This is a genomic window from Streptomyces guryensis, from assembly GCF_021261325.1.
Lineage (GTDB): Bacteria > Actinomycetota > Actinomycetes > Streptomycetales > Streptomycetaceae > Streptomyces > Streptomyces guryensis.
Genome location: NZ_JAJSBI010000005.1, coordinates 110053 through 129140 on the forward strand (window position 1 = coordinate 110053; position 19088 = coordinate 129140).

The 19088-nt window shown below is 70.5% G+C and carries 19 protein-coding genes; 12 read left to right on the forward strand and 7 right to left on the reverse strand.

Translation table 11 applies throughout. The features are described from left to right. Positions 1-302: 302 nt before the first annotated feature. From LJ657_RS12390 to LJ657_RS12410, 5 genes are read left to right on the forward strand one after another with little or no spacing between them, the layout of a single operon-like run. Positions 303-2027 (forward strand): sensor histidine kinase, encoded by a 1725-nt coding sequence (locus tag LJ657_RS12390; RefSeq protein ID WP_232648590.1) that lies wholly within the window; start codon positions 303-305, stop codon positions 2025-2027. 4 nt (positions 2028-2031) lie between these two features. Then, complete coding sequence (locus tag LJ657_RS12395; RefSeq protein ID WP_030043913.1) at positions 2032-2442, forward strand: roadblock/LC7 domain-containing protein; 411 nt, start codon at positions 2032-2034, stop codon at positions 2440-2442. After that, entirely contained in the window at positions 2439-2810 is a 372-nt protein-coding gene (locus LJ657_RS12400; protein WP_232648597.1) for a DUF742 domain-containing protein, read from the forward strand. The genes LJ657_RS12395 and LJ657_RS12400 overlap by 4 nt, the downstream gene beginning before the upstream one ends. After that, positions 2791-3396, forward strand: a complete 606-nt coding sequence (locus tag LJ657_RS12405) for a GTP-binding protein (RefSeq protein WP_232648599.1) — start codon at positions 2791-2793, stop codon at positions 3394-3396. The genes LJ657_RS12400 and LJ657_RS12405 overlap by 20 nt, the downstream gene beginning before the upstream one ends. Continuing rightward, positions 3393-4640 (forward strand): cytochrome P450, encoded by a 1248-nt coding sequence (locus tag LJ657_RS12410; RefSeq protein WP_232648603.1) that lies wholly within the window; start codon positions 3393-3395, stop codon positions 4638-4640. The genes LJ657_RS12405 and LJ657_RS12410 overlap by 4 nt, the downstream gene beginning before the upstream one ends. A 433-nt stretch (positions 4641-5073) precedes the next feature. On the opposite strand, the gene LJ657_RS12415 is transcribed toward LJ657_RS12410, so the two are convergent. From LJ657_RS12415 to LJ657_RS12425, 3 genes are all read right to left on the reverse strand, one after another. Further along, complete coding sequence (locus LJ657_RS12415) at positions 5074-6756, reverse strand: hypothetical protein (protein ID WP_232648604.1); 1683 nt, start codon at positions 6754-6756, stop codon at positions 5074-5076. 825 nt (positions 6757-7581) lie between these two features. Further along, complete coding sequence (locus LJ657_RS12420; RefSeq protein WP_232648605.1) at positions 7582-9216, reverse strand: amidohydrolase; 1635 nt, start codon at positions 9214-9216, stop codon at positions 7582-7584. 10 nt (positions 9217-9226) lie between these two features. Further along, complete coding sequence (locus LJ657_RS12425) at positions 9227-10729, reverse strand: APC family permease (protein ID WP_232648606.1); 1503 nt, start codon at positions 10727-10729, stop codon at positions 9227-9229. A gap of 124 nt (positions 10730-10853) precedes the next feature. Between LJ657_RS12425 and LJ657_RS12430 the strand changes: the two genes are divergently transcribed. Both LJ657_RS12430 and LJ657_RS12435 read left to right on the forward strand, forming a co-directional pair. Beyond that, a complete protein-coding gene (locus LJ657_RS12430; RefSeq protein ID WP_232648607.1) occupies positions 10854-11573 on the forward strand; it encodes a TetR/AcrR family transcriptional regulator in 720 nt (239 codons plus the stop codon). Between the two features lie 285 nt (positions 11574-11858). Next, a complete protein-coding gene (locus LJ657_RS12435; protein ID WP_232648608.1) occupies positions 11859-12251 on the forward strand; it encodes a VOC family protein in 393 nt (130 codons plus the stop codon). Positions 12252-12477: 226 nt separating this feature from the next. Here the strand turns inward: LJ657_RS12435 and LJ657_RS12440 are convergent, their stop codons facing one another. Both LJ657_RS12440 and LJ657_RS12445 read right to left on the reverse strand, forming a co-directional pair. Further along, positions 12478-12786 (reverse strand): DUF4235 domain-containing protein, encoded by a 309-nt coding sequence (locus tag LJ657_RS12440; RefSeq protein ID WP_308117025.1) that lies wholly within the window; start codon positions 12784-12786, stop codon positions 12478-12480. Between the two features lie 18 nt (positions 12787-12804). Then, positions 12805-13818 carry a glutathione S-transferase family protein gene (locus tag LJ657_RS12445; RefSeq protein ID WP_232648609.1) on the reverse strand — a complete coding sequence of 338 codons (1014 nt, stop codon included), beginning with the start codon at positions 13816-13818 and terminating at the stop codon, positions 12805-12807. A gap of 134 nt (positions 13819-13952) precedes the next feature. Between LJ657_RS12445 and LJ657_RS12450 the strand changes: the two genes are divergently transcribed. Next, positions 13953-14930, forward strand: a complete 978-nt coding sequence (locus LJ657_RS12450; RefSeq protein WP_232648610.1) for a cation diffusion facilitator family transporter — start codon at positions 13953-13955, stop codon at positions 14928-14930. A 127-nt stretch (positions 14931-15057) separates the two neighbouring features. On the opposite strand, the gene LJ657_RS12455 is transcribed toward LJ657_RS12450, so the two are convergent. After that, positions 15058-15510, reverse strand: coding sequence for a nitroreductase family deazaflavin-dependent oxidoreductase (locus tag LJ657_RS12455; RefSeq protein WP_232648611.1), 453 nt, complete (start codon positions 15508-15510; stop codon positions 15058-15060). Between the two features lie 331 nt (positions 15511-15841). Here LJ657_RS12455 and LJ657_RS12460 point away from each other — a divergent pair, with 331 nt between their 5' ends. After that, the gene (locus tag LJ657_RS12460; RefSeq protein WP_232648612.1) at positions 15842-17041 is read left to right on the forward strand and encodes a cytochrome P450; all 1200 of its coding nucleotides are present in this window, start codon (positions 15842-15844) and stop codon (positions 17039-17041) included. A gap of 13 nt (positions 17042-17054) precedes the next feature. After that, positions 17055-17261, forward strand: a complete 207-nt coding sequence (locus LJ657_RS12465; protein ID WP_232648613.1) for a ferredoxin — start codon at positions 17055-17057, stop codon at positions 17259-17261. A gap of 122 nt (positions 17262-17383) precedes the next feature. Here the strand turns inward: LJ657_RS12465 and LJ657_RS12470 are convergent, their stop codons facing one another. Beyond that, complete coding sequence (locus LJ657_RS12470) at positions 17384-17935, reverse strand: TetR/AcrR family transcriptional regulator (RefSeq protein WP_232648614.1); 552 nt, start codon at positions 17933-17935, stop codon at positions 17384-17386. A gap of 129 nt (positions 17936-18064) precedes the next feature. Between LJ657_RS12470 and LJ657_RS12475 the strand changes: the two genes are divergently transcribed. Beyond that, complete coding sequence (locus tag LJ657_RS12475) at positions 18065-18526, forward strand: nuclear transport factor 2 family protein (RefSeq protein ID WP_232648615.1); 462 nt, start codon at positions 18065-18067, stop codon at positions 18524-18526. A gap of 26 nt (positions 18527-18552) precedes the next feature. Further along, the gene (locus LJ657_RS12480) at positions 18553-19086 is read left to right on the forward strand and encodes a flavoprotein (RefSeq protein ID WP_232648616.1); all 534 of its coding nucleotides are present in this window, start codon (positions 18553-18555) and stop codon (positions 19084-19086) included. Positions 19087-19088: the final 2 nt, after the last annotated feature.

A 19088-nucleotide genomic window follows, 5' to 3' on the forward strand; every position in this document is an offset into this window, starting at 1 on the left:
TGTCAGTAATCCGTCAGGGCTTATCAGCGGCGGACAGGCATGGGCAGGCGAATTGTCACCGCATGACAAGTGCGCCGGTCCGTAAAGGGATTTGTCGATGTGTGGGCAGCTGGCTCAGAGTGATGGAATCCTCACTTCCGCCGGATGATCGAGGTTGATCCTTTCGGGTTGAAACCCGATAAGCTCCTGTGCGGCGCTGCGAGTTGACTCGGTCGCGATCGGTCGTCCCGTAGTGCGTATGCATCAGTGCGCTCCCCCCTGGCACACCTCCCTGTTCGTTCGTGTTGCTTGTAAGGATGCAGATGGAAGTCGCCACTCCGCCGCCGGCGGCGCGGGCCCCTGTCGGCTGGTACAGCTGGTGGTTGATGCCGCTGGCCTTAGGAGGCGGGACGGTCGCCGCCACCTTCATGAGCTCCGAGCGCATAGCCGCCGGTGTCGCGGGCGTCGCGGCCACCGCCGCAAGCGCCGTGTGCGTCCGGCTGCTGATCCGCACCCGCACGCAGTTGAGCCGCACCGAGGGCTCCTTCCGCGCCACGCAGGCCGAGCACTCGCAGCAGTGGCAGCAGCATGTCGTGGGCCTGGAGCGGAAGTTCACGGCCGAGCGCGGTTCGCTGGAGGCGCAGCTCAACGACCAGTCCGGTGCCTACGAGGCACGGCTGGTGGAGCAGATCTCGACGTACGAGGCCCAACTCGCCGAACAGGCACGGACCTTCGAGGCACGCCTCGCCGACCAGGCCAAGTCGTACGAGTCCCAGCTCGCCGACCAGGCCGAGGTCTGGCAGGAGCAGCTCGCGCACCAGCAGGACGCGGTCACCCGGCTCGCGAACGAGCAGCTGCCCGACGCGCTGAAACAGCTGCGCGCCGGTGACGCCGTCGACGACCTGCTGCCCGAGGCGAACCAGTGCGCCAAGGTCAGCGCCGACCTGCAGGCCGACCTGCGCAAGGTGCTCAGGACCGCGTTGATCGGCGTGGAGGAGGAGTTCAACCGCTCGACCTCCGCAGAACAGGCCGTCATCAGCATCGGCAACCGCATCCACGTGCTCACCGGCAAGCTCCGCGGCCGTCTGCACGAGATGCAGGGCGAGCACGGCCGGCTGCCCGCCGTGGCCCGCGGTCTGATGCAGCTGGACCAGGAGCTCGGCCCCGCCGACTCGCTCGCCGCGAGCATCGGTGTGCTCGGCGGCTCGGACCGTCCGGGCCGGCAGTGGCAGGAGCCGCAGCGTCTGCTCAGCGTGGTGCGCGGCGGAGTCGGCCGGATCAAGGACTTCCACCGCGTCGAGATCCGCCACCTGCCGGAACTCGGCGTCGACGGCGGTCTGGTGGACCACCTCACGCTGATCTTCGCGCACCTGCTGGACAACGCGGCCCGCTACTCCCCGCCCAGCGAGCCCGTGCTCGTCTCCGGCAAGGAGGTGCCCAACGGCGTCGGCATCGAGATCCAGGACTCCGGCAAGGGCCTGAGCGACGAGAAGAAGCGTGAGGCCGAGGACGCCCTGACCGGCACCGCGGCCGGACCGGGCATCGGCGGCATCTCCGAGGACGCCAGCATCGGTCTGCGCGTCGTCGGCGCCCTCGCCCGTCGCTACGGCATCCGCGTGACCTTCGCGGACTCGCCCTGGCTCGGCACTTCGGTGGTGGTGGTGGTTCCGCACAAGTACTTCAGCCCGCTGGCCGCCGCAGCTCCGGCCGCCGCCGCGACCCCGGCGGTGCCGGCCGCCGAGGCCGCCCCGGTGCGCACGGCAGCAGCCGCCGAACGGGTGGCCGAGCCCGGCGAGGCCGTGGACACCACCCCCGGCGGACTGCCCCGGCGCCGCAGCAAACGGAACGAGACGGTGCGGCACGAGCCTGCCGAACGCCCGGAGCGGAGCGACGAGTCCAGCGTCGCCGCCGTCCCGCCGGACGCCTCGTTCGCCGGTCTGGCCGCCTTCGCCACGGCCGGCCGGGAGATCGGCGAGGAGTCCACCGAGGAGGAGACCGCACCTGCCGGACGCGGATCCACCGAGCACCACACTGAAGAGAGCGACTAGTCCCATGACACAACAGGGAACCGATGTGAGCTGGGCGCTCCGTGATCTGGTGGAGTCCATCCCGGAGATCCGGTTCGCCCTCGTGGCCTCCAGCGACGGCAAGGCCATCACCTCCTTTGGCGCCGAGGACCCCGACGACGTCGACCGGTTCGCGGCAGTGGTGGCCGGGCTGCAGGCGCTGGCCCAGCCGGTCGCCGAGCAGTTCCCCAAGTACGCGGGGCAGCTCAGGCTGGCGATGATCGAGGTCGACGGCGGACACCTCTTCGTCGTACGGGCCGGTGTGGAGACGTATCTCGGTGTGCTCGCCCGGGAAGGCCTCGACCAGGGGCTGCTCGGACACCAGATGAGGGATCTCGCCCGCAGGATGGGCGAGCTCCTCGGCACCACTCCGCGCCTGGAGGAGCACTCTGGATGAGTGCTCCCCGCCGGCCCACGGACCCGTCCGGTCTCGAGCGCTACTACGTCCTCACCGGGGGGCGCAGCGGACCGGGCGGTTCGGCGTCGAGTCTCGACGTGGCGACCCTCATCGTCTCCCTGGCCGCCCCCGTACCGGGCATGCAGCACGAGCACGAGGACATCCTCCGGCGCTGCCGCGATCCGCTGTCGGTGGCCGAACTCGGCGCCCATCTCGGACTGCCCTTCAACATTCTCGCGGTGCTGCTGACGGATCTGCTCGAGGCAGGCCGTGTCGAAGCCCGTGACCCCATCCCGGCGCACGGCGCCGGTCGCGGGCCCGACCTCGCGCTCCTTGAGGAGGTTCTCAGTGGACTTGAAAGGCTTTGACCATCCGGGCCGGCCCGGTGGGTCCGGCCCCCGCTCGGTGAAGGTGATGATCGCCGGCGGCTTCGGCACCGGAAAGACCACCATGGTCCGCTCGGTCAGCGACATCAAGCCGCTGACCACCGAGGAGACGCTCACCCAGGCCAGTGCCGACGTCGACCACCTCATCGGGGTCGCCGACAAGACCGAGACCACCGTCAGCCTGGACTTCGGCAAGATCAGCCTCAACGACAGCCTGATGCTGTACCTGTTCGGCACGCCGGGGCAGGAGCGGTTCTGGTTCCTGTGGAACGGCCTGTTCAAGGGTGCGCTCGGCGCGGTCGTCCTGGTCGACACCCGGCGCCTGGCCTCCAGCTTCCGGGCCATCGAGGAGATGGAGCGGCAGAACGTGCCGTTCGTCGTCGCGCTGAACGTCTTCCCCGACTCCAAGAACTACCCGGTCGAGGAGATCCGCGACGCCCTCGACATCCCCGAGAACATCCCGGTCGTGGCCTGCGACGCCCGCGACCGGGCCTCCAGCCGTGACGTGCTCGTCGCGCTGATCCAGCACCTGAAGGACCGCTCCGCCGTCGCAATGGAGTCCCGATGAACGCCCAGCCCTTAAACGATCCCGACACCCCGAGCGGGTGCCCCGTCGCACACGGGGCCGACCTCACCCGGCTGTTCGGGCCGGAGGCGTCGACCGACCCGTACGGCATCTACGAGCGGCTGCGCAAGGAGCACGGGTCCGTGGCGCCGGTGCTGCTCGAGGGCGACGTACCCGCCTGGCTCGTCCTCGGCTACCGCGACAACCGGCGGGTGCTGGACAATCCGCGCCAGTTCAGCCGGGACGCGCGGATCTGGCGGGACTGGCGGGAAGGGCGTGTCTCCGAGACGTCACCGTTGATCCCGATGGTCGGCTGGCGGCCCGACTGCGTCTCCCAGGACGGCGAACCGCACCGCCGGTTGCGCGGTGCGGTCACCGACGGGCTGCTCGCGGCGTCCAGCCGCGGTGTGCGGCGCCACGCCACGTACTTCGCGAACAAACAGATCGACGCGTTCGCCGACGCCGGGCACGCCGATCTGGTGGCCGACTACGCCGAGCACCTGCCGATGCTCGTGCTCACCCGGATCCTGGGCCTTCCCGCGGCGGAAGGGCTGCGCCTGGTCGAGTCGTGCGCCGAGGTCTTCAAGGGCGGTGAGGGCGCCCTCGAACACAACGACCGGATCATGCAGATCCTCGCGGAACTCGCCGAGCGCAAGAGGGCCGAGCCGGGCTCCGACTTCGCCACCGCACTGCTGGAGCACCCGGCCGGCCTCGACCACGACGAGGTCGTCAGCCATCTCCGCCTGGTGCTGATCGCCGCGCACACCACCACCAGCAACCTGCTGGCCCGAGTCCTGCAACTGGTCCTCACCGACGCTGCCCGGCTGTCCGGTCTGGTCAGCGGGCAGCTGACCATCTCCTCGGTGGTGGAGGAGGTCATGTGGGACACCCCCCCGCTGGCCGTGCTGCCGGGCCGGTTCGCCGCCGCCGACCTGGAGCTCGGGGGCCATCACATCCAGGAGGGGGAACTGCTCGTCCTGGGCCTGGCCGCCGGCAACCTCGACCCGGAGGTACGGCCCGACTCGGCCGTCGCCGTACAGGGCAACCAGTCCCACCTGGCGTTCAGCGCCGGACCGCACGAGTGCCCGGGGCAGAACATCGGCCAGTCCATCATCGAGATCGGTGTCGACGTCCTGCTGCACCGGCTGCCGGGCCTGCGCCTGGCCCTGCCGTCGGAGGAACTCTCCTCCACGGCCTCGACCTGGGAGTCCCGGCTCGACAGCCTGCCGGTCGAGTTCTCCGTCTGACACCAACGCTGCCCGGCCGGACCCCCGGCCGGGCAGCGCCGTCTCCTCACACGGTCGGCGGGTCGTCCACCGTGCCCCGCCCGGCCGACCGGGCCGAGGCCACCGGACCACTTCACGGCCCCGTGGCCGGGCAGCCCTCCGGGACATCCGGCGACGCAGCACCGCTCGGCGGTCTCGCGGAGGAAGCCCCGGTCCGCGTGACACAGCCACCACTGTTGACAGGCGTGGCCGGGCAGCGTGGACCTGACCGCGAGGGTGGCGCGTTCGGCGTCACTGAAGTGGGAGCGAGCCTGCGGCGGCCGTGGGAGAGCCGATCCCGCGGAACAGACTCCCTCCTGCCCGCGTCCGGCCATGCTTCCGGCGCCTCCGCCGGCAGGAGCCCCCAGGGCACCGAAACCCTCCCGCCCCCGGACCCCGCAGGTCCGAGGCGGCGTCAGCCGTCGAGCCAGTCGCCCGCGACGTCCGTGGGGCGGTACCCCGTGGCGTTCCAGAGGAAGTGCGGGTGGGCGGCGCCGAACATGTAGGCGAGCAGTGAGATGTCTTCCCTGCCGGTTCGAGGGTCGTGCAGGGTGTGAAACATTTCGGATCCGACCACGCCGGCGTCTTGTTGGATCTCACGAGCGCGGGCCGGGGACGATGCTTCCCTGGACGCCTCCACAGCGGCGATGTAGGTGCGGCGCAAGATCTCCCATGCGCTGTCGACATTGCCGTACCAGGGGCCGTGCAGTGCTTCGAAGGCATGGAGCTCGGCGTCGAAGAGGGCCCATGTCCGGGGGTATTGGGCCCGGCAGCGGGCGGACAGCTCGGCGGCCCCGGGGCTCAGGTCCGGCGCGGTGGGCCGCGGGGCGATGGTGAGGGTGGTGCCGTGGGTGAGGATCCCGGTGCACGGGTTGGGCTGCAGGTCGCACAGCGGGCACGCCTCGGTCGGGGGGAGACCGTCGGTGATGCCGTCGAACCACAGGGCGTGACGGCCCGTGAGCCCCATCCAGACGATGGTGGTGGTCATCAGCCAGGTGTTCCACATCGGGTTGTGCGCCTCGGGCGTGCAGCCGTACTTCACGATGGCTATCGCGCATGCGGCGTAGAGAGCCTTGGTGTGGGTGGGCATGTCGGCGAGCCAGAAGTTGCTGATCTCGCCGGTGAGGGCGTCGGCCCGTACGTCGGCCATGTCGTCGATGACGCGGCACAGCAGCAGGGAGGCGAGGTTCTCCTCCTGCCAGAGTTCGGTGTCCGGTGCGACGTGCCAGAAGAGGCAGTCCAGCATCTGCAGGATCGAGTAGGTGCTCTGGCTGAGCGGGTTGCTCTGGGGGAGCGTGACGCTGCCCGCGTCGTGCTGCCGGAGCCAGTACTCGTCGACGGATCGCTTATGGGCTGCGAAGAGTCCGGAGACCAGGGCCCGTGCGCTGTTGGTGCTGAAGTTCTCGGCCAGTCGGCCTTCGACGTGTTGGGTGAGGAGTGTTGTGTCGATGGTGTCGATCACGCGCTTGTACTCGTGGAAGACGAGGATGTCGTCCTCGAAGCGGTGGCGGTGGCCAAGGTCTCGTTCGAGGTCGTTCATCTGCCGGGTCCAGGACCATCCACCGGTCAGCACGCTGTCGAGTTCCCGGCGGTGGGGCCAGGTCTTGACGGCGAGGGGACGACCGGCGCTCTGCCGCCAACGGTAGTCATCCAGTGTGCGTGCGGGGGGCGTGGGCAGCCGACGGCACAGAGGGCAGGCGCACGCCGTGGTCTGCTCCTCCTCGCGCGGCGGGGCGAGGGCTCGGCTCCGCCAGGCCCCTTCCAGCATCGTGCAGGTCAGGCGGCAGACCTCGATGTCGGTGCTGACTTCGGGGAAGGCTGTTTCGATCACGCGCAGGCCGGCGTCGAGGTGCCTCAGCCTGGCGTAGCCCTCCTCGTCGGGCGGGAGGAACGCGGGCCGCGCCAGATGGAGGGCGCCCTCCAGATGCAGCGTGGTACCGGGCTGAGGGGATCCGAGTGCGTCCAGCCGCTGCCGAGCGGCGTTCTGCCAGCTTCGGTGCTGCTCCGTGCTTCCCTTGACGCGTTTCACGAAGAGGTGGGCCAGGGTGTTCCCCGCCTCCGTGGGCTGGAGCTGGGCGCTTGGCTGCGTGGGGATCAAGCTGTCGGTGGACGCCTTCGGAACGGCACCTACGACTCGGGATTTCACATCGGTCTCCCATCAAGCTGTGGTCATGACAACGGAATCGATCGACTGCGGCGGTTGACCGGTCGTGTCCGAGGGCCTTCTGCGGCGTCCGCGAGGCCTCGCCGGACTCACGCGACCGGCACCGGCTGCTGCGGCGAACGACCGCCAGGGGTACGAGGGCTGCGTTCACGGCCGAAGAGGGTGCGGCGGATCGCCCACCCGTCCTTCGGGGACGAACTGCCCTGTCGAATTACTCCTGTTGCCAGGCAGGCACCTGCGTCGCCGGCTCAACCGTGTTGATCAGGAAGCACTCGCGGCCCGTCGGACCTGGCAACCGCATGCCGTGCTTCGACCCGGCGGAGCACCCGTGGCCACCTGCCTGTGGGGCGCAGCGGGGCGAGGTTGGGCTCACTCGCCACCTCGGCTGTGTCGGCCGAGGTGTGTGGGCAGGTGAGGGTGGTCTGCGGCGGATTCCATGACCTGTATTCGTCGAACCCCGGCAGTGCCGCGGCCCGGGACCGTGTGCCGGATCCAGCGCGGAAGGCGCTCCTGGGGGTACTCCGGATGTCTGTTGACGGGGGTGCCGAAGGGGAGGTCGAACGTGACGTCCTGAGGCATGCGTTTCCTTCCGGGAGACGGCGATGCAGAGTCCCCCCGGCCCTGTGAACGGGTGGCCGAAATGGCCACCCGTGCCCTCGAACTGAGCTTCTATGGCCGAAAGTTGAACCGAGAAGCGATACGAGGCTGCCCAGAGCGTAAATGATCTACGCGTGACCTCACCGTGATGTGCGTTACTGCCTATGCCTCATGAGCTGCGTACACTGCCTCCCCTCCCACGTACGTCAGGGCCACACCCGTCTCCGCGATCGCCTCGGTCGGCCCGTCGAACGGATCGCGGTCCAGCACCACGAGATCCGCCAGCGCGCCCACCTGGATCCGGCCGGAGTCGTCCAGGTGGTTCACCCGGGCCGATCCCGCGGTGTACGCGGTCAACGCCTCACCGAGGCCGATGCGTTCACCCGGCAGGAACACCGGTGCGCCGTCGCTGTCAGGTGCCACCCGGTTGACTGCGACATGGACGCCCTGGAGCGGATCGGGGCTGCTGACCGGCCAGTCGCTGCCGGCCGCGAGGGTGGCGCCGGAGCGCAGCAGCGCACCGAACGGGTACTGCCAGCCGGCCCGTTCGGTCCCCAGGAAGGGAATGGTCAGCTCGTCCATCTGTGGCTCGTGCGCCGCCCACAGCGGCTGGATGTTGGCCGTCGCGCCGAGCCGGGCGAAACGCGGCACGTCGTCGGGGTGCACGACCTGAAGATGCGCCAGATGCGGCCGGGTGTCGCTCGGCCCGTTCGTGGTGCGCGCCGCCTCGATCGCGTCCAGTGCCTCGCGTACGGCCCGGTCGCCCAGCGCGTGGAAGTGACACTGGAAGCCGAGGGCGTCCAACTCGGTCACGTACTTGGGGAGTTGACCACGGTCGATGAAGCTCTTGCCCCGATTGGCAGTGGCGCAGCCGCACTTGTCCAGATACGGGTCGAGAAGCGCCGCCGTACCGTTCTCGGCGACCCCGTCCAGCATCAGCTTGATGCTGGACGCCTGGAACCGGCCGTGGCTCAACGCGGCCCGCTTCTCGACGAGTTCGGGAATCTGCTCGGCCCCGCGCTCCCGGTCCCACCACAGCGCCCCGACCACCCGCGCGGTCAACGAGCCGTCCCGGGCGGCCGTCAGATAGGCCTGCGAGGGGTCGTCCATGCCGAGGAAGTCCCCGACGAGGGCGTCCTGCCAGGCCGTGATGCCGAGCGCGTGCAGATGGCGCTGGGCGTGCAGCAGGGCCGCCAGCCGGTCTGCGGCGGTGGCCTGGGGAGTGAGCCGGCCGACGAGCTGCATCGCGCCCTCCTGCAGGGTGCCGCTCGGCTCGCCGGCCGCGTTGCGCTCGATCCGCCCGTCGGCCGGATCCGGCGTGTGGCGGTCGATGCCCGCCAGCTCCAGGGCGCGGCTGTTGACCCAGCCGCCGTGATGGTCACGGTTGGGCAGGTAGACCGGCCGGTCGGGGACGGCTGCGTCCAGCAGCTCCTTCGTCGGCGTACCGCCCTCGAAGGCCTCCATCGACCAGCCACCGCCGAGGATCCACTCCCGTTCGGGATGCGCCTCGGCATAGGCGCGGACGGCGGCGACCGACTCCTCGGCCGTACGGGTCCCGGTCAGGTCGCACTGGCTCAGCTCCAGCCCCGCCGGGACCGGATGGACGTGCGCGTCCTGGAAGCCCGGCAGCAGCAATCGCCCCGCCAGGTGGACCACTTGGGTGCGTGGCCCGGCGAGGTCCAGTACCTCGGCGCCTCCGACAGCGGTGATGCGGTCGCCGGTGACGGCCACGGCGGTGGCGGTACGGCCCTCGGAGGTGAGGACCGGGCCGCCGGTGAAGAGGAGGTCTGCGTGCATGATCCTTTTCCTAGTGACTGGTCGTGAGCAGGGCCGGCGCGTCCGCGTCCGTGCCCTGACCGGTGCGGAAGTACGGCGACCTGCGCACCCACTTGGCCCAGGCGGCGGCCACGAAGCCCGACGCGATCATCGCCAGGGGGGTGAGAAGCAGGAACCAGCCGTTGTCGGCGCTGAGTTCGAGATGGTCCGTGGAGGTGTAGAAGGACCAGCCGAGATAGCCGCCCAGGCAGAGCAGCGCCGTGGCGCTGAGGGCGGGCAGTACCACGGCCCGTATGCCCTGCCGCAGGTCCTCGCGCAGCAGCGAGCGGAAGCGTACGGCGGCGGCGAGCGCCGTCAGGGCGTACGAAAGGGCGACCACGATGCCCACGGCGTTCACCGTCGCCATGATCATGTCCGCGAGCTTCGGAATCACCAGGGCGAGCGCCGCGACCGCCGTCGCCGCCGCACCGATCAGCAGCGTCCCGGTGGCCGGGGTGCCGTAGCGCGCGCTCACCTTGGACCACACCGGCCCGAGCGTGCGGTCCCGGCTCATCGCGAACATGCCCCGGGCCGTCGGGATCACCCCCGCCTGCAGCGAGGCCACCGCCGAGAACATCAGCGCCACCAGGGGCAGTGCGGCCAGCGGCTGCGCCGCCAGCCGGTCTCCGAAGTACGCCAGTCCCTGGGCGCCGTGCCCGGCCAGCTCCGGCTCGGACAGGACCCGTTGGAAGGCCACGGAGCCGAGCAGGAACAGCGTCAGCATGGTCAGGAGCGTGATGAAGCCGGCGCGGGAGGCGTCCCGGGGTTCACGCACCTCCTCGTTGACGCTGAAGGCGGCCTCGAAACCCCAGTAGCAGAACACCGACAGGATCAGCCCCTGGGCCAGCGCCGACGCCGAGGGGATGGCGAACGGGTCGAACCAGCTCAGGCTGAAGGCGTGCGGGCCGGTGACGATGCCGTAGCCGCAGAACCCGAGCAGGACGACGTACTCGAAGACCAGCAGACCGGTCTGCAGCCGGGCGGCCGTACGGACGCCGGTGACGGCGGTGACGGTGACCGCGACCAGCACGACGATGCCGACGGCGGTGGTCTGCGCCGTCGACCCCGCGTCCAGGGTGAGGCCGCCGAGCCGGTGCACCCCGGCCTCGCCGGCCAGCTGGATCAGTGCCGAGCCGGTGACCGCGGTCGTATACGCGAGGAACGCCACCGTCGCCACGATGTTCACCCAGCCGACCAGGAAACCGAGCCACGGGCTGAGCGAACGGCCCACCCAGACATAGCCGTTGCCCGCGTTCGGCTCCACCCGGTTGAGACGGGAGTAGGCGCCCGCGATGCCGAGCACAGGCAGGAAGGCCAACAGCATGATCGCCGGCAGATGCAGCCCGACGACCCCGGCCGTCACCCCGAGACCGATGCCGATGCTGGTGGTGGCGGCCGTGCTGGACGCGGCGATGGCGACGCCGTCGAGGACACCGAGGGACTTGCGCAGCGCGGGCCGCGCGGGTGGGGCTGCACCGAAGGGCTGGTCGGACATGGCCGGTCTCCGCTCGCACCTGGGGGCCTGGGCGGCCCCGGTGAACGCACATGAAACTGCCCGGGGACTTAACAGGTCAACGGTGTTGTCGTAAGGTGCGGGCACCGGACCAGGGAGGCAGTCCATGAGCGAGCGTGTCGTCCCGCCCACCGCCCGGCAGCGCAGGCGCCCGACCAAGCAGGGCGTGGTCCTCTCCGAGGAACTGATCGTCGCCACGGCCCTGCGGCTGATCGAGGAACACGGTGCGGAGGCCCTGTCGGTCCGCCGCCTCGGCCGCGCCCTCGGCGCCGACCCCAGCTCGCTGTACCGCTACTTCCGGCACACCGACGACCTGATGCTCGCCATCGCCGACGAGCTCATCGGCCGTACCCTGCGTATCTGGCGGCCCACCGGCGACTGGCGGGCCGACCTGCGTGACCTCGGCCTGCGCATGCACGCGGGCGCACTCGCCCACCCCCGGGCGGCCGTCCTGAGCTCGTACCGTGTCACAGGGCGGGCGTACGAGATCCAGGCCGTCGAGACCATCCTCGGCGTACTGCGCGAAGCCGGCTTCCCCGATGCCGACGCGGTGCGGATCTATCACGCCTTCGTCGACCAGTCCCTCGCCTTCGGCACCCTCGACTCGGCGAGCACGGCGCTGCCGAAGGCCGCCCGGGAGGCGGAGACGGCCGTGTGGCGGGCCACCTACGCCCGGCTGCCCCGCGCGACGCATCCACACATCGCCGCAACGGCCCGCCACCTCATGGCGGACATGCCCCGCAGCTCCTACCCGGCTGCGCTGGACATGTTGTTGAGTGCGGCGGCGGCGCGCTTGGCGGAGATCCGGGAGCGGGCGGAGGCCTGAGAGCCTGCCAATTGTGGTTGCTCGTCGACACGCATCCGCGGGTCTGCCGTGGGGGCTCGTCACCTTGTGGCCGACATGTGCCGCGGCTTGTATGCGGCTGGGTCGGACCTGTCGTCGGGCGCGGCGGCGGCACGGCTGGCGGGAATCCGGGAGCTGGCGGAGGGCTGACGGCCCCGCAGTGCCCGAAGTGGGTGCTTGCCGACTGAATCAGCCGGACGGGGATATCCGTGAGGTACAGGGCCGCGGGGCACGACGTTCCGCGCCCCGGAACTGTTCGGAGGAGACATGCCACTGGTGGAAGCGGGTTACGTGGTGCTCGATTGCCTCGAGCCCGAGAAGCTCGCCGTGTTCTACAAGGAGTTGTTGGCGGCCGAGGAGACGGACGCGACCGCCAACCGCGTGGAGATCAGGAGCGCCGACGGCATCCGGCTGGCCTTCCGCCGCGACGGGAACGCGACGCCGCCGAGCTGGCCGCGCCCCGAGAACTCCCTCCAGGTCCATCTGGACTTCATGGTGGAGGACCTGGACGCGGTGGAGCGCAAGGTGGTCGAACTCGGCGGACGCCCGCTGGAGACGAAGGACGCACCCGGACCGTTCGAGGAACGCGGCTACGCCGACCCGGCGGGCCACTCCTTCACCCTGCGCCGGGTCACACCCACGGCGCCCAAGCTGGGCTGAGACCGCCTGCCCGGCGGCTCCGCTCCCACAACGCTCGAAAACGGCAGCGGCAGGCCCCGGTCGCTACGCGGCGCCCACCGCCGTGACGACTGATCGACACGGCTCCTCCGCCTTGCAGTTGCACGCTCCCCACTCCCGGCTTCGCCCGAGCGGGGGTCATGACCCCCGCTCGGGCGGACCGACAGGCATCGTTCTCCCGCAGCCCGACAGACCCCGGCCGGGGCGGTCAGTCCCGGCCGCCCTGCTCGGAGGCCGGCCAGACGCCGGTCGAGCGCTCGATGGCCTTCGCTCCCGTGCGGTCCACCGCACTGCGCACCACGGCGAACAGCGCCCCCTGGACAGCCGCGGCGAGCAGGATCTCTCCCCAGCCGCGGTCCCGGTCCAGGGCGTCGGGCGCGTCCTCCTCGTGCCGCAGTGCCATCCACGTCTTGCGGAAGGCCAGCGAGGCGATCGTCCCGCTGGCCCAGCCCATGGCGAACCCCAGGGGCTTGTAGGCGAGGGGCAGCTTCAGCTTCCTCTTCTTCGTCTTCGCCACGTCTGTCTCCTTCGTCGGTCAGGGCCGCCCCGGCGCGGCAACCGCCTCGCCGGCCGGCACGGGCCCCGGCGGCGTCCCCTCGCCGAACGGCCGGCCGCCCAGCTCCTGGCGGTGATGGGGCGTCAGCCAGCCGGACGGATCCGGCCCGAGGGGCACGATCCGGGTCGGGTTGATGCCGGTGTGCACCTGGTAGTAGTGCCGCTTGATGTGGTCGAAGTCGACGGTGTCACCGAAACCGGGCGTCTGGTACAGGTCGCGAGCGTACGCCCACAGGACCGGGTTCTCCGCGAGCTTCCACCGGTTGCACTTGAAGTGGCCGTGGTAGACGGCGTCGAAACGGACCAGGGTGGTGAACAGCCGGATGTCCGCCTCGGTGATCGTGTCGCCGACGAGATAACGCTGCCGCGCAAGCCGCTCCGTCAGCAGCTCCAGCCGCCGGAAGACACCGGCGCACGCGGTCTCGTACTCCTCCTGGTCCGTGGCGAAACCGGCCCGGTACACACCGTTGTTGACGTCCTCGTAGACGTCCGCCATCACCGAGTCGATCTCGTCGCGCAGGGCGTACGGATACAGATCGGGCGCCCCGTCACGGTGCAGTGACCGCCACTCGGTGGCCAGGTCCAGGGTGAGCTGCTGGTAGTCGTTGGTGACCAGCTTCCCGCTGGGTACGTCGACGATCGCGGGCACGCTCACGCCGCCCGGGTAGTCGCTCTCCCGCCGGTCGTACGCCTCGCCGAGGAAGCGGATGCCGAGGACCGGGTCGCGGCCGTCCGGGTCCAGGGTGAAGCGCCAGCTGCGGTCGTCCTGGATCGGGTCGGCAAGGCCCAGGGACAGGGCGTCCTCCAGGCCGAGCAGCCGGCGCGAGACCAGTGCCCGGCTCGCCCACGGACAGGCACGGCTCGCCACCAGCCGGTAACGGCCCGCCGCCACCGGCCACCCGTCCCGGCCGTCGGCGGTGATCCGGTCCGTGAAGTGGCTCTTGGACCGCTTGAACGTCGTCTGCCCGTACCTGCTGTTGCCCCCGCCGCCCATGATTCCTCCCTGCGTCGAGTGTCCCCTGATGATCGGGTTCCCCTCATGTGATGACCGGGTTCCCCGCATTCCTTCGATTCCCCCGAATTCCGCCGGCGCGGTGTGAGCCGCCAGGAGAGGGGCAGTCGGCGAAGGTGAGCGGGACATCCTCGAAATCCTCGGACGACAAGGCGGACCGCAGGACACGCGTCACCGTGCTGGTGGCGCTCGCCGCCAACCTGCTGATCGCGGTGGCCAAGGCTGCCGGCGGTCTGGTGGCCGGATCACCGGCGCTGCTGTCGGAGGCGGCGCACTCGGTGGCCGACAGTTTCAACGAGGTCTTCCTGCTGGCGGCACTGCGCCGCAGCCGCCGCCCGCCTGACAAACGGCATCCCTTCGGCTATGGCAAAGAACGGTTCTTCTGGTCGCTCCTGGCAGCCGTCGGGATCTTCGTCATGGGCGGCTGCTTCTCCTTCTTCCAGGGCGTCGAGGCCCTCAGGAACGGCGCCGAGGAAAAGCTGAGCGGCTATGTCGCGGGCCTGATCGTGCTGGGCGTCGCCTTCGTCGCCGAAGGCGTCTCGCTGCTGCGGGCCCTGCACCAGGCGCGCGGCCAGGGCGGCGCGCAGGGCATGCGTGACCCGGCGCTGCGCACGGTGGTCGCCGAGGACGGCACGGCGGTGCTCGGCGTGACGCTGGCCGCCGCGGGCATGGCGCTGCACATGGTCACCGGGCAGGTGGTGTGGGAGGCGTCCGCCTCGCTCGCGATCGGAGCGCTGCTCGTCTTCGTCGCCTACCACCTGGGCCGCGAGGCCCGCGACCAGCTGATCGGGGAGTCCGCCGACCCTCGGACGGCGGCCCGGATCCAGTCCCTGCTGGAGGCGCAGCCCGAGATCGACAGCGTGGAGGCGCTGTTCACGATGAAGACGGGCCTCGACACGGCCCTCGTGGCCGCTCGCGTCGACCTGGTGCCCGGCCTGGACAGTGAGCGGGTCGAGGAGGTCGCCGTGCGGATCAAGCGGTCCCTCGCGAACACCGTGCCCGAGGCGCGCGAGATCTTCCTCGACATCACCGACCGGCCGGCCCACGAGGCACGAGAAAGCCCCGCCGCGACGGGGGAGCGCGGCGGGGCCTGACGCACGCGTGCCCGGCGGCAACCGGTTCATGCGTCCCCGAACGAAGATTTTTCTTCCAGCCCTGTTCAGCGGCCGGTCCGGGGTCTGGTGGAGGGCCCGGACCGGGAGCTGCCGAACCGGGCCCGCATCACTGCTCTCCGTCGGCCGGTTCCAGCACGAACACCGGAATCTGCCGGTCCGTCTTCGTCTGGTAGTCGGCGTACGGCGGATACGCCGCCACGGCACGCTCCCACCACTCGGCCTTCTCCGCGCCGGTGACCTCACGGGCCGTCATGTCCTGCTTCGCCGGCCCGTCCTGGAGCTCCACCCGGGGATCTCCCTTGACGTTGTGGTACCAGACCGGGTGCTTGGGCGCGCCGCCCTGCGAGGCGACCAGGGCGTACCGCCCCTCGTGCTCGACGCGCATCAGAGGCGTCTTGCGGATCTTGCCGCTCTTCACACCCCGGGTCGTGACCAGGACGACGGGCATGCCGGTGTCCAGCAGTGTCGTCCCCTTCGTGCCGCCGGAGCTCTCGTAGAGCTCCACCTGATCGCGCACCCACTGCGCCGGGCTGGGTTCGTACTCGCCCTCAAGAGGCATGTCATCCGTCCTATCGTCGAGTTCTGCAGCCGACTGGCACCGTGCTTCAACACCGGTGCCCGCAGGATTCATCCATACCGGACTGCCCTTCGGCGTCGTGATCACGCCACTCGACGGCAGTTGCGTCACCGGCTGCCCCCGCAGCGGCAGCGAGAGTGGCCGGATATGGCCGCGGCCACCGCCCGCCCCGGCACGCATTCCGATGCGCGAGCGAGCATCCCCGGCCAGATTGCCCGCACCACCGATCTGGCCGAACTTCACGTCGTCCCATAGATGCCCCGGGCATCTAATGAAGATCTGCACGACGCACTCTTCGTCTGCGAGGTCTTCCATGACGGAAACGGAACCCGTCGCGTTCCCCCAGGACCGGACCTGTCCCTACCACCCGCCCACCGCCTACGATCCGTTGCGCGCCACCCGCCCGCTGAGCCGGATCACGCTCTACGACGGCCGTCCGGCCTGGCTCGTCACCGGGCACGCCCTCGCCCGTGAGCTGCTCGCGGACCAGCGCCTGTCGACCGACCGCAACCATCCGGACTTCCCGGCGCCCACCGCGCGGTTCGCCGCGGTGAGGAACCGGAGGGTCGCGCTGCTGGGCGTCGACGACCCGGAACACCGCACGCAGCGGCGGATGATGGTGCCCAGCTTCACCCTCCGGCGCGCCGTCGAACTGCGGCCGCAGATCCAGCGGATCGTGGACGAGCGGCTCGACGCGATGATCGCGCAGGGGCCGCCGTCCGAGCTGGTGAGCGCCTTCGCGCTGCCCGTGCCGTCGATGGTGATCTGCGCGCTGCTCGGCGTCCCGTATGCCGACCACGAGTTCTTCGAGGGGCAGTCGCGCCGGCTGCTGCGCGGTCCCACGGTCGACGACGTGCAGGACGCACGCGACCAACTGGACGCGTACTTCGAGGAGTTGATCGACAGCAAGCTGAAACAGCCCGAGCCCGGCGGCGGCGTGCTGGACGAACTCGTCCACCAGCAGCTGCGCGAGGGGGTGCTCGACCGCCAGGAGGTCATCGCGTTCGCGACCATCCTGCTGGTCGCCGGCCACGAGACGACCGCCAACATGATCTCCCTGGGGACCTTCACCCTCCTCCAGCACCCGGAGCGGCTGGCCGAGCTGCGCGGCGACTCGGACCTCGTGCCCGGTGCCGTCGAGGAGCTGATGCGCATGCTGTCGATCGCGGACGGGCTGCTGCGCAGGGCCACCGAGGACATCGAGGCCGGCGGCGCGACGATCAGGGCGGGCGACGGCGTGGTCTTCGCGACCTCGGTCATCAACCGCGACGAGGAGGTCTACCCCGCCCCCGACACCCTCGACTGGCACCGCTCCGCCCGCCACCATGTCGCGTTCGGCTTCGGCATCCACCAGTGCCTCGGCCAGAACCTGGCCCGCGCCGAGCTGGAGATCGCCCTGCACACCCTCTTCGACCGGCTGCCCACGCTCCGTCTCGCCGTCCCCGCCGACGAGATCCCCTTCAAACCCGGCGACACGATCCAGGGGATGCTGGAACTCCCCGTGACCTGGTAAGAGGCTCAAGGCCATGCACACCGACACACACATCGAGATCGACAAGGGCGTCTGTATCGGCGCGGGGCAGTGCGCCCTGGCCGCCCCTGGCGTCTTCACCCAGGACGACGACGGCTTCAGCACGCTGCTGCCGGGCCGGGAGGACGGCGGCGGCGACCCGATGGTGCGGGAGGCGGCCCGGGCCTGCCCGGTCGCCGCGATCACCGTGTCCGAGGGCTGAGACTGAGAGCCTGGCCACATCCCCGGCCGGATCAGCGCGCGGCGTCTGGTGCGTGCGAACGCGGCGAGCGTGTGTGCCAGGAGTCGCGCGCCCGGCCGGGAACATGGCACAGGCCCCGAGGCTCAGCAGGCCCGCAGCAGAAGCCGAGCCGCCTCGCGCGCCTCCCGGGCGGGCTCGGTGCTCCGGGTGATCCCGGCGGTGGCCATGGCGCCCTCGGCCAGCAGGAACAGCTGCCCGGCCCGGGCGCCGGGCAGCGCCGCGTCCGCCACCAGCCCGGCGAGATACTCCCGGAACGCCCGCTTGTGCGCCCGCACCTGGGCCGCCACCCTGGTCGACGAAGTGCCCAGCTCGCCGTAGGAATTCATCCACGCGCACCCACGGAAGCCGTCCTCGCCGAACCACAGCTCCAGCCAGTCGAAGACCGCCAGGATCCGCGCCTCGGGTCCCTCCCGCCGCTCCACGAACTCGGCGAGCCGACCGCGCCAGCGCACGTCGCGTCGTTCCAGATAGGCCTCCACCAGCTGTTCCTTCGACGGGAACAGCTGGTACAGCCGCTTGAGTGAGACGCCCGATGCGCCGCGGATTTCGTCCATGCCGACGGACTGGATGCCCCGCCCGTAGAACAGCTCCTCCGCGGCGTCCAGCGCCTGCTCCCGGGCGACTGCACTGTCCATGACGGCCATACGGCGAACGACCTCCCCTTGACGTGCCCGTCTTGACGCGAGAACGAGCGTTCTCCTACGGTAGCAGCCCGGTGGAGAACGAGCGTTCTCTACCGCGGTCCACCCGTCGAGGAGGAATTCATGGCCGCCGACCGCCCGCCCCTGCCCCCTTTCACCCGTGAAACGGCCGCCCAGAAGGTCCAGGCCGCCGAGGACGCCTGGAACACCCGCGACCCGCACAAGGTGGCCCTCGCCTACTCGGAGGACTCGGTGTGGCGCAACCGCGACACCTTCGTCACCGGGCGGGCCGAGATCGTCGGGCTCCTGACCGCAAAGTGGGAGCGCGAGCTGGACTACGCGCTGCGCAAGGACCTGTGGGCCTTCGACGGCAACCGCATCGCCGTCCGCTTCCAGTACGAGTCCCGGGACGCCGCCGGCCAGTGGTGGCGCTCCTACGGCAACGAACTGTGGGAGTTCGACGAGCACGGCCTGATGACCCGGCGCGAGGCCAGCATCAACGACGTGCCGATCGAGGAGAAGCAGCGCCGCATCCACGGCCCGCGGCCCGAGGCCGAGCGGGGACGGTCCTTCCCGCTCGAATAGCGTTCCTGGTGAGTAGGGTTTCGCGGATGACCGAACTGGCCGAGAAGCCCTTCCTCTACGTCGTCGTGTGCGCCGCCGGGATCGCCGCGGACGTCAGCAAGCTGATCACCGCCGCGCAGGAGCGGGACTGGGAGGTCGGCGTCATCGCCACACCGGTCGCCATGAACGGCTTCTTCGACACCGCCGCCGTCCAGGCGCAGACCGGCCGCCCCATACGCTCCGCCTGGCGCACCCCCGGCGACCCGCGCCCCTTCCCGCCGCCGGACGCCGTCGTGGTCGCGCCCGCCACCTTCAACACCGTCAACAAGTGGGCGGCGGGGCTGGCCGACACCCTCGCGGTGGCCACCCTGTGCGAGGCCTACGGTCTGGGTGTCCCGGTCTCCGTACTCCCTTGCGTGGCCGACGCGCTGGCCGCCCATCCCGCCTATCGGGACAGCCTCGTACGGCTGCGCGGGATGGGCGTCCGGTTCGGCGAGCCGTACTCCGGCGAGCCGCAAGAGGACGGCACGCGACCGGAGTTCGGCTGGGAGCGGGCGCTGGATCTGATCGAACGGAGGTGACG

Coding starts and splice junctions, on each gene's coding strand:
- LJ657_RS12390 (WP_232648590.1), top strand. CDS start 303: ATGGAAGTCGCCACTCCGCCGCCGGCGGCGCGGGCCCCTGTCGGCTGG.
- LJ657_RS12395 (WP_030043913.1), top strand. CDS start 2,032: ATGACACAACAGGGAACCGATGTGAGCTGGGCGCTCCGTGATCTGGTG.
- LJ657_RS12400 (WP_232648597.1), top strand. CDS start 2,439: ATGAGTGCTCCCCGCCGGCCCACGGACCCGTCCGGTCTCGAGCGCTAC.
- LJ657_RS12410 (WP_232648603.1), top strand. CDS start 3,393: ATGAACGCCCAGCCCTTAAACGATCCCGACACCCCGAGCGGGTGCCCC.
- LJ657_RS12420 (WP_232648605.1), bottom strand. CDS start 9,216: ATGCACGCAGACCTCCTCTTCACCGGCGGCCCGGTCCTCACCTCCGAG.
- LJ657_RS12425 (WP_232648606.1), bottom strand. CDS start 10,729: ATGTCCGACCAGCCCTTCGGTGCAGCCCCACCCGCGCGGCCCGCGCTG.
- LJ657_RS12430 (WP_232648607.1), top strand. CDS start 10,854: ATGAGCGAGCGTGTCGTCCCGCCCACCGCCCGGCAGCGCAGGCGCCCG.
- LJ657_RS12435 (WP_232648608.1), top strand. CDS start 11,859: ATGCCACTGGTGGAAGCGGGTTACGTGGTGCTCGATTGCCTCGAGCCC.
- LJ657_RS12445 (WP_232648609.1), bottom strand. CDS start 13,818: ATGGGCGGCGGGGGCAACAGCAGGTACGGGCAGACGACGTTCAAGCGG.
- LJ657_RS12455 (WP_232648611.1), bottom strand. CDS start 15,510: ATGCCTCTTGAGGGCGAGTACGAACCCAGCCCGGCGCAGTGGGTGCGC.
- LJ657_RS12460 (WP_232648612.1), top strand. CDS start 15,842: ATGACGGAAACGGAACCCGTCGCGTTCCCCCAGGACCGGACCTGTCCC.
- LJ657_RS12465 (WP_232648613.1), top strand. CDS start 17,055: ATGCACACCGACACACACATCGAGATCGACAAGGGCGTCTGTATCGGC.
- LJ657_RS12470 (WP_232648614.1), bottom strand. CDS start 17,935: ATGGACAGTGCAGTCGCCCGGGAGCAGGCGCTGGACGCCGCGGAGGAG.
- LJ657_RS12475 (WP_232648615.1), top strand. CDS start 18,065: ATGGCCGCCGACCGCCCGCCCCTGCCCCCTTTCACCCGTGAAACGGCC.
- LJ657_RS12480 (WP_232648616.1), top strand. CDS start 18,553: ATGACCGAACTGGCCGAGAAGCCCTTCCTCTACGTCGTCGTGTGCGCC.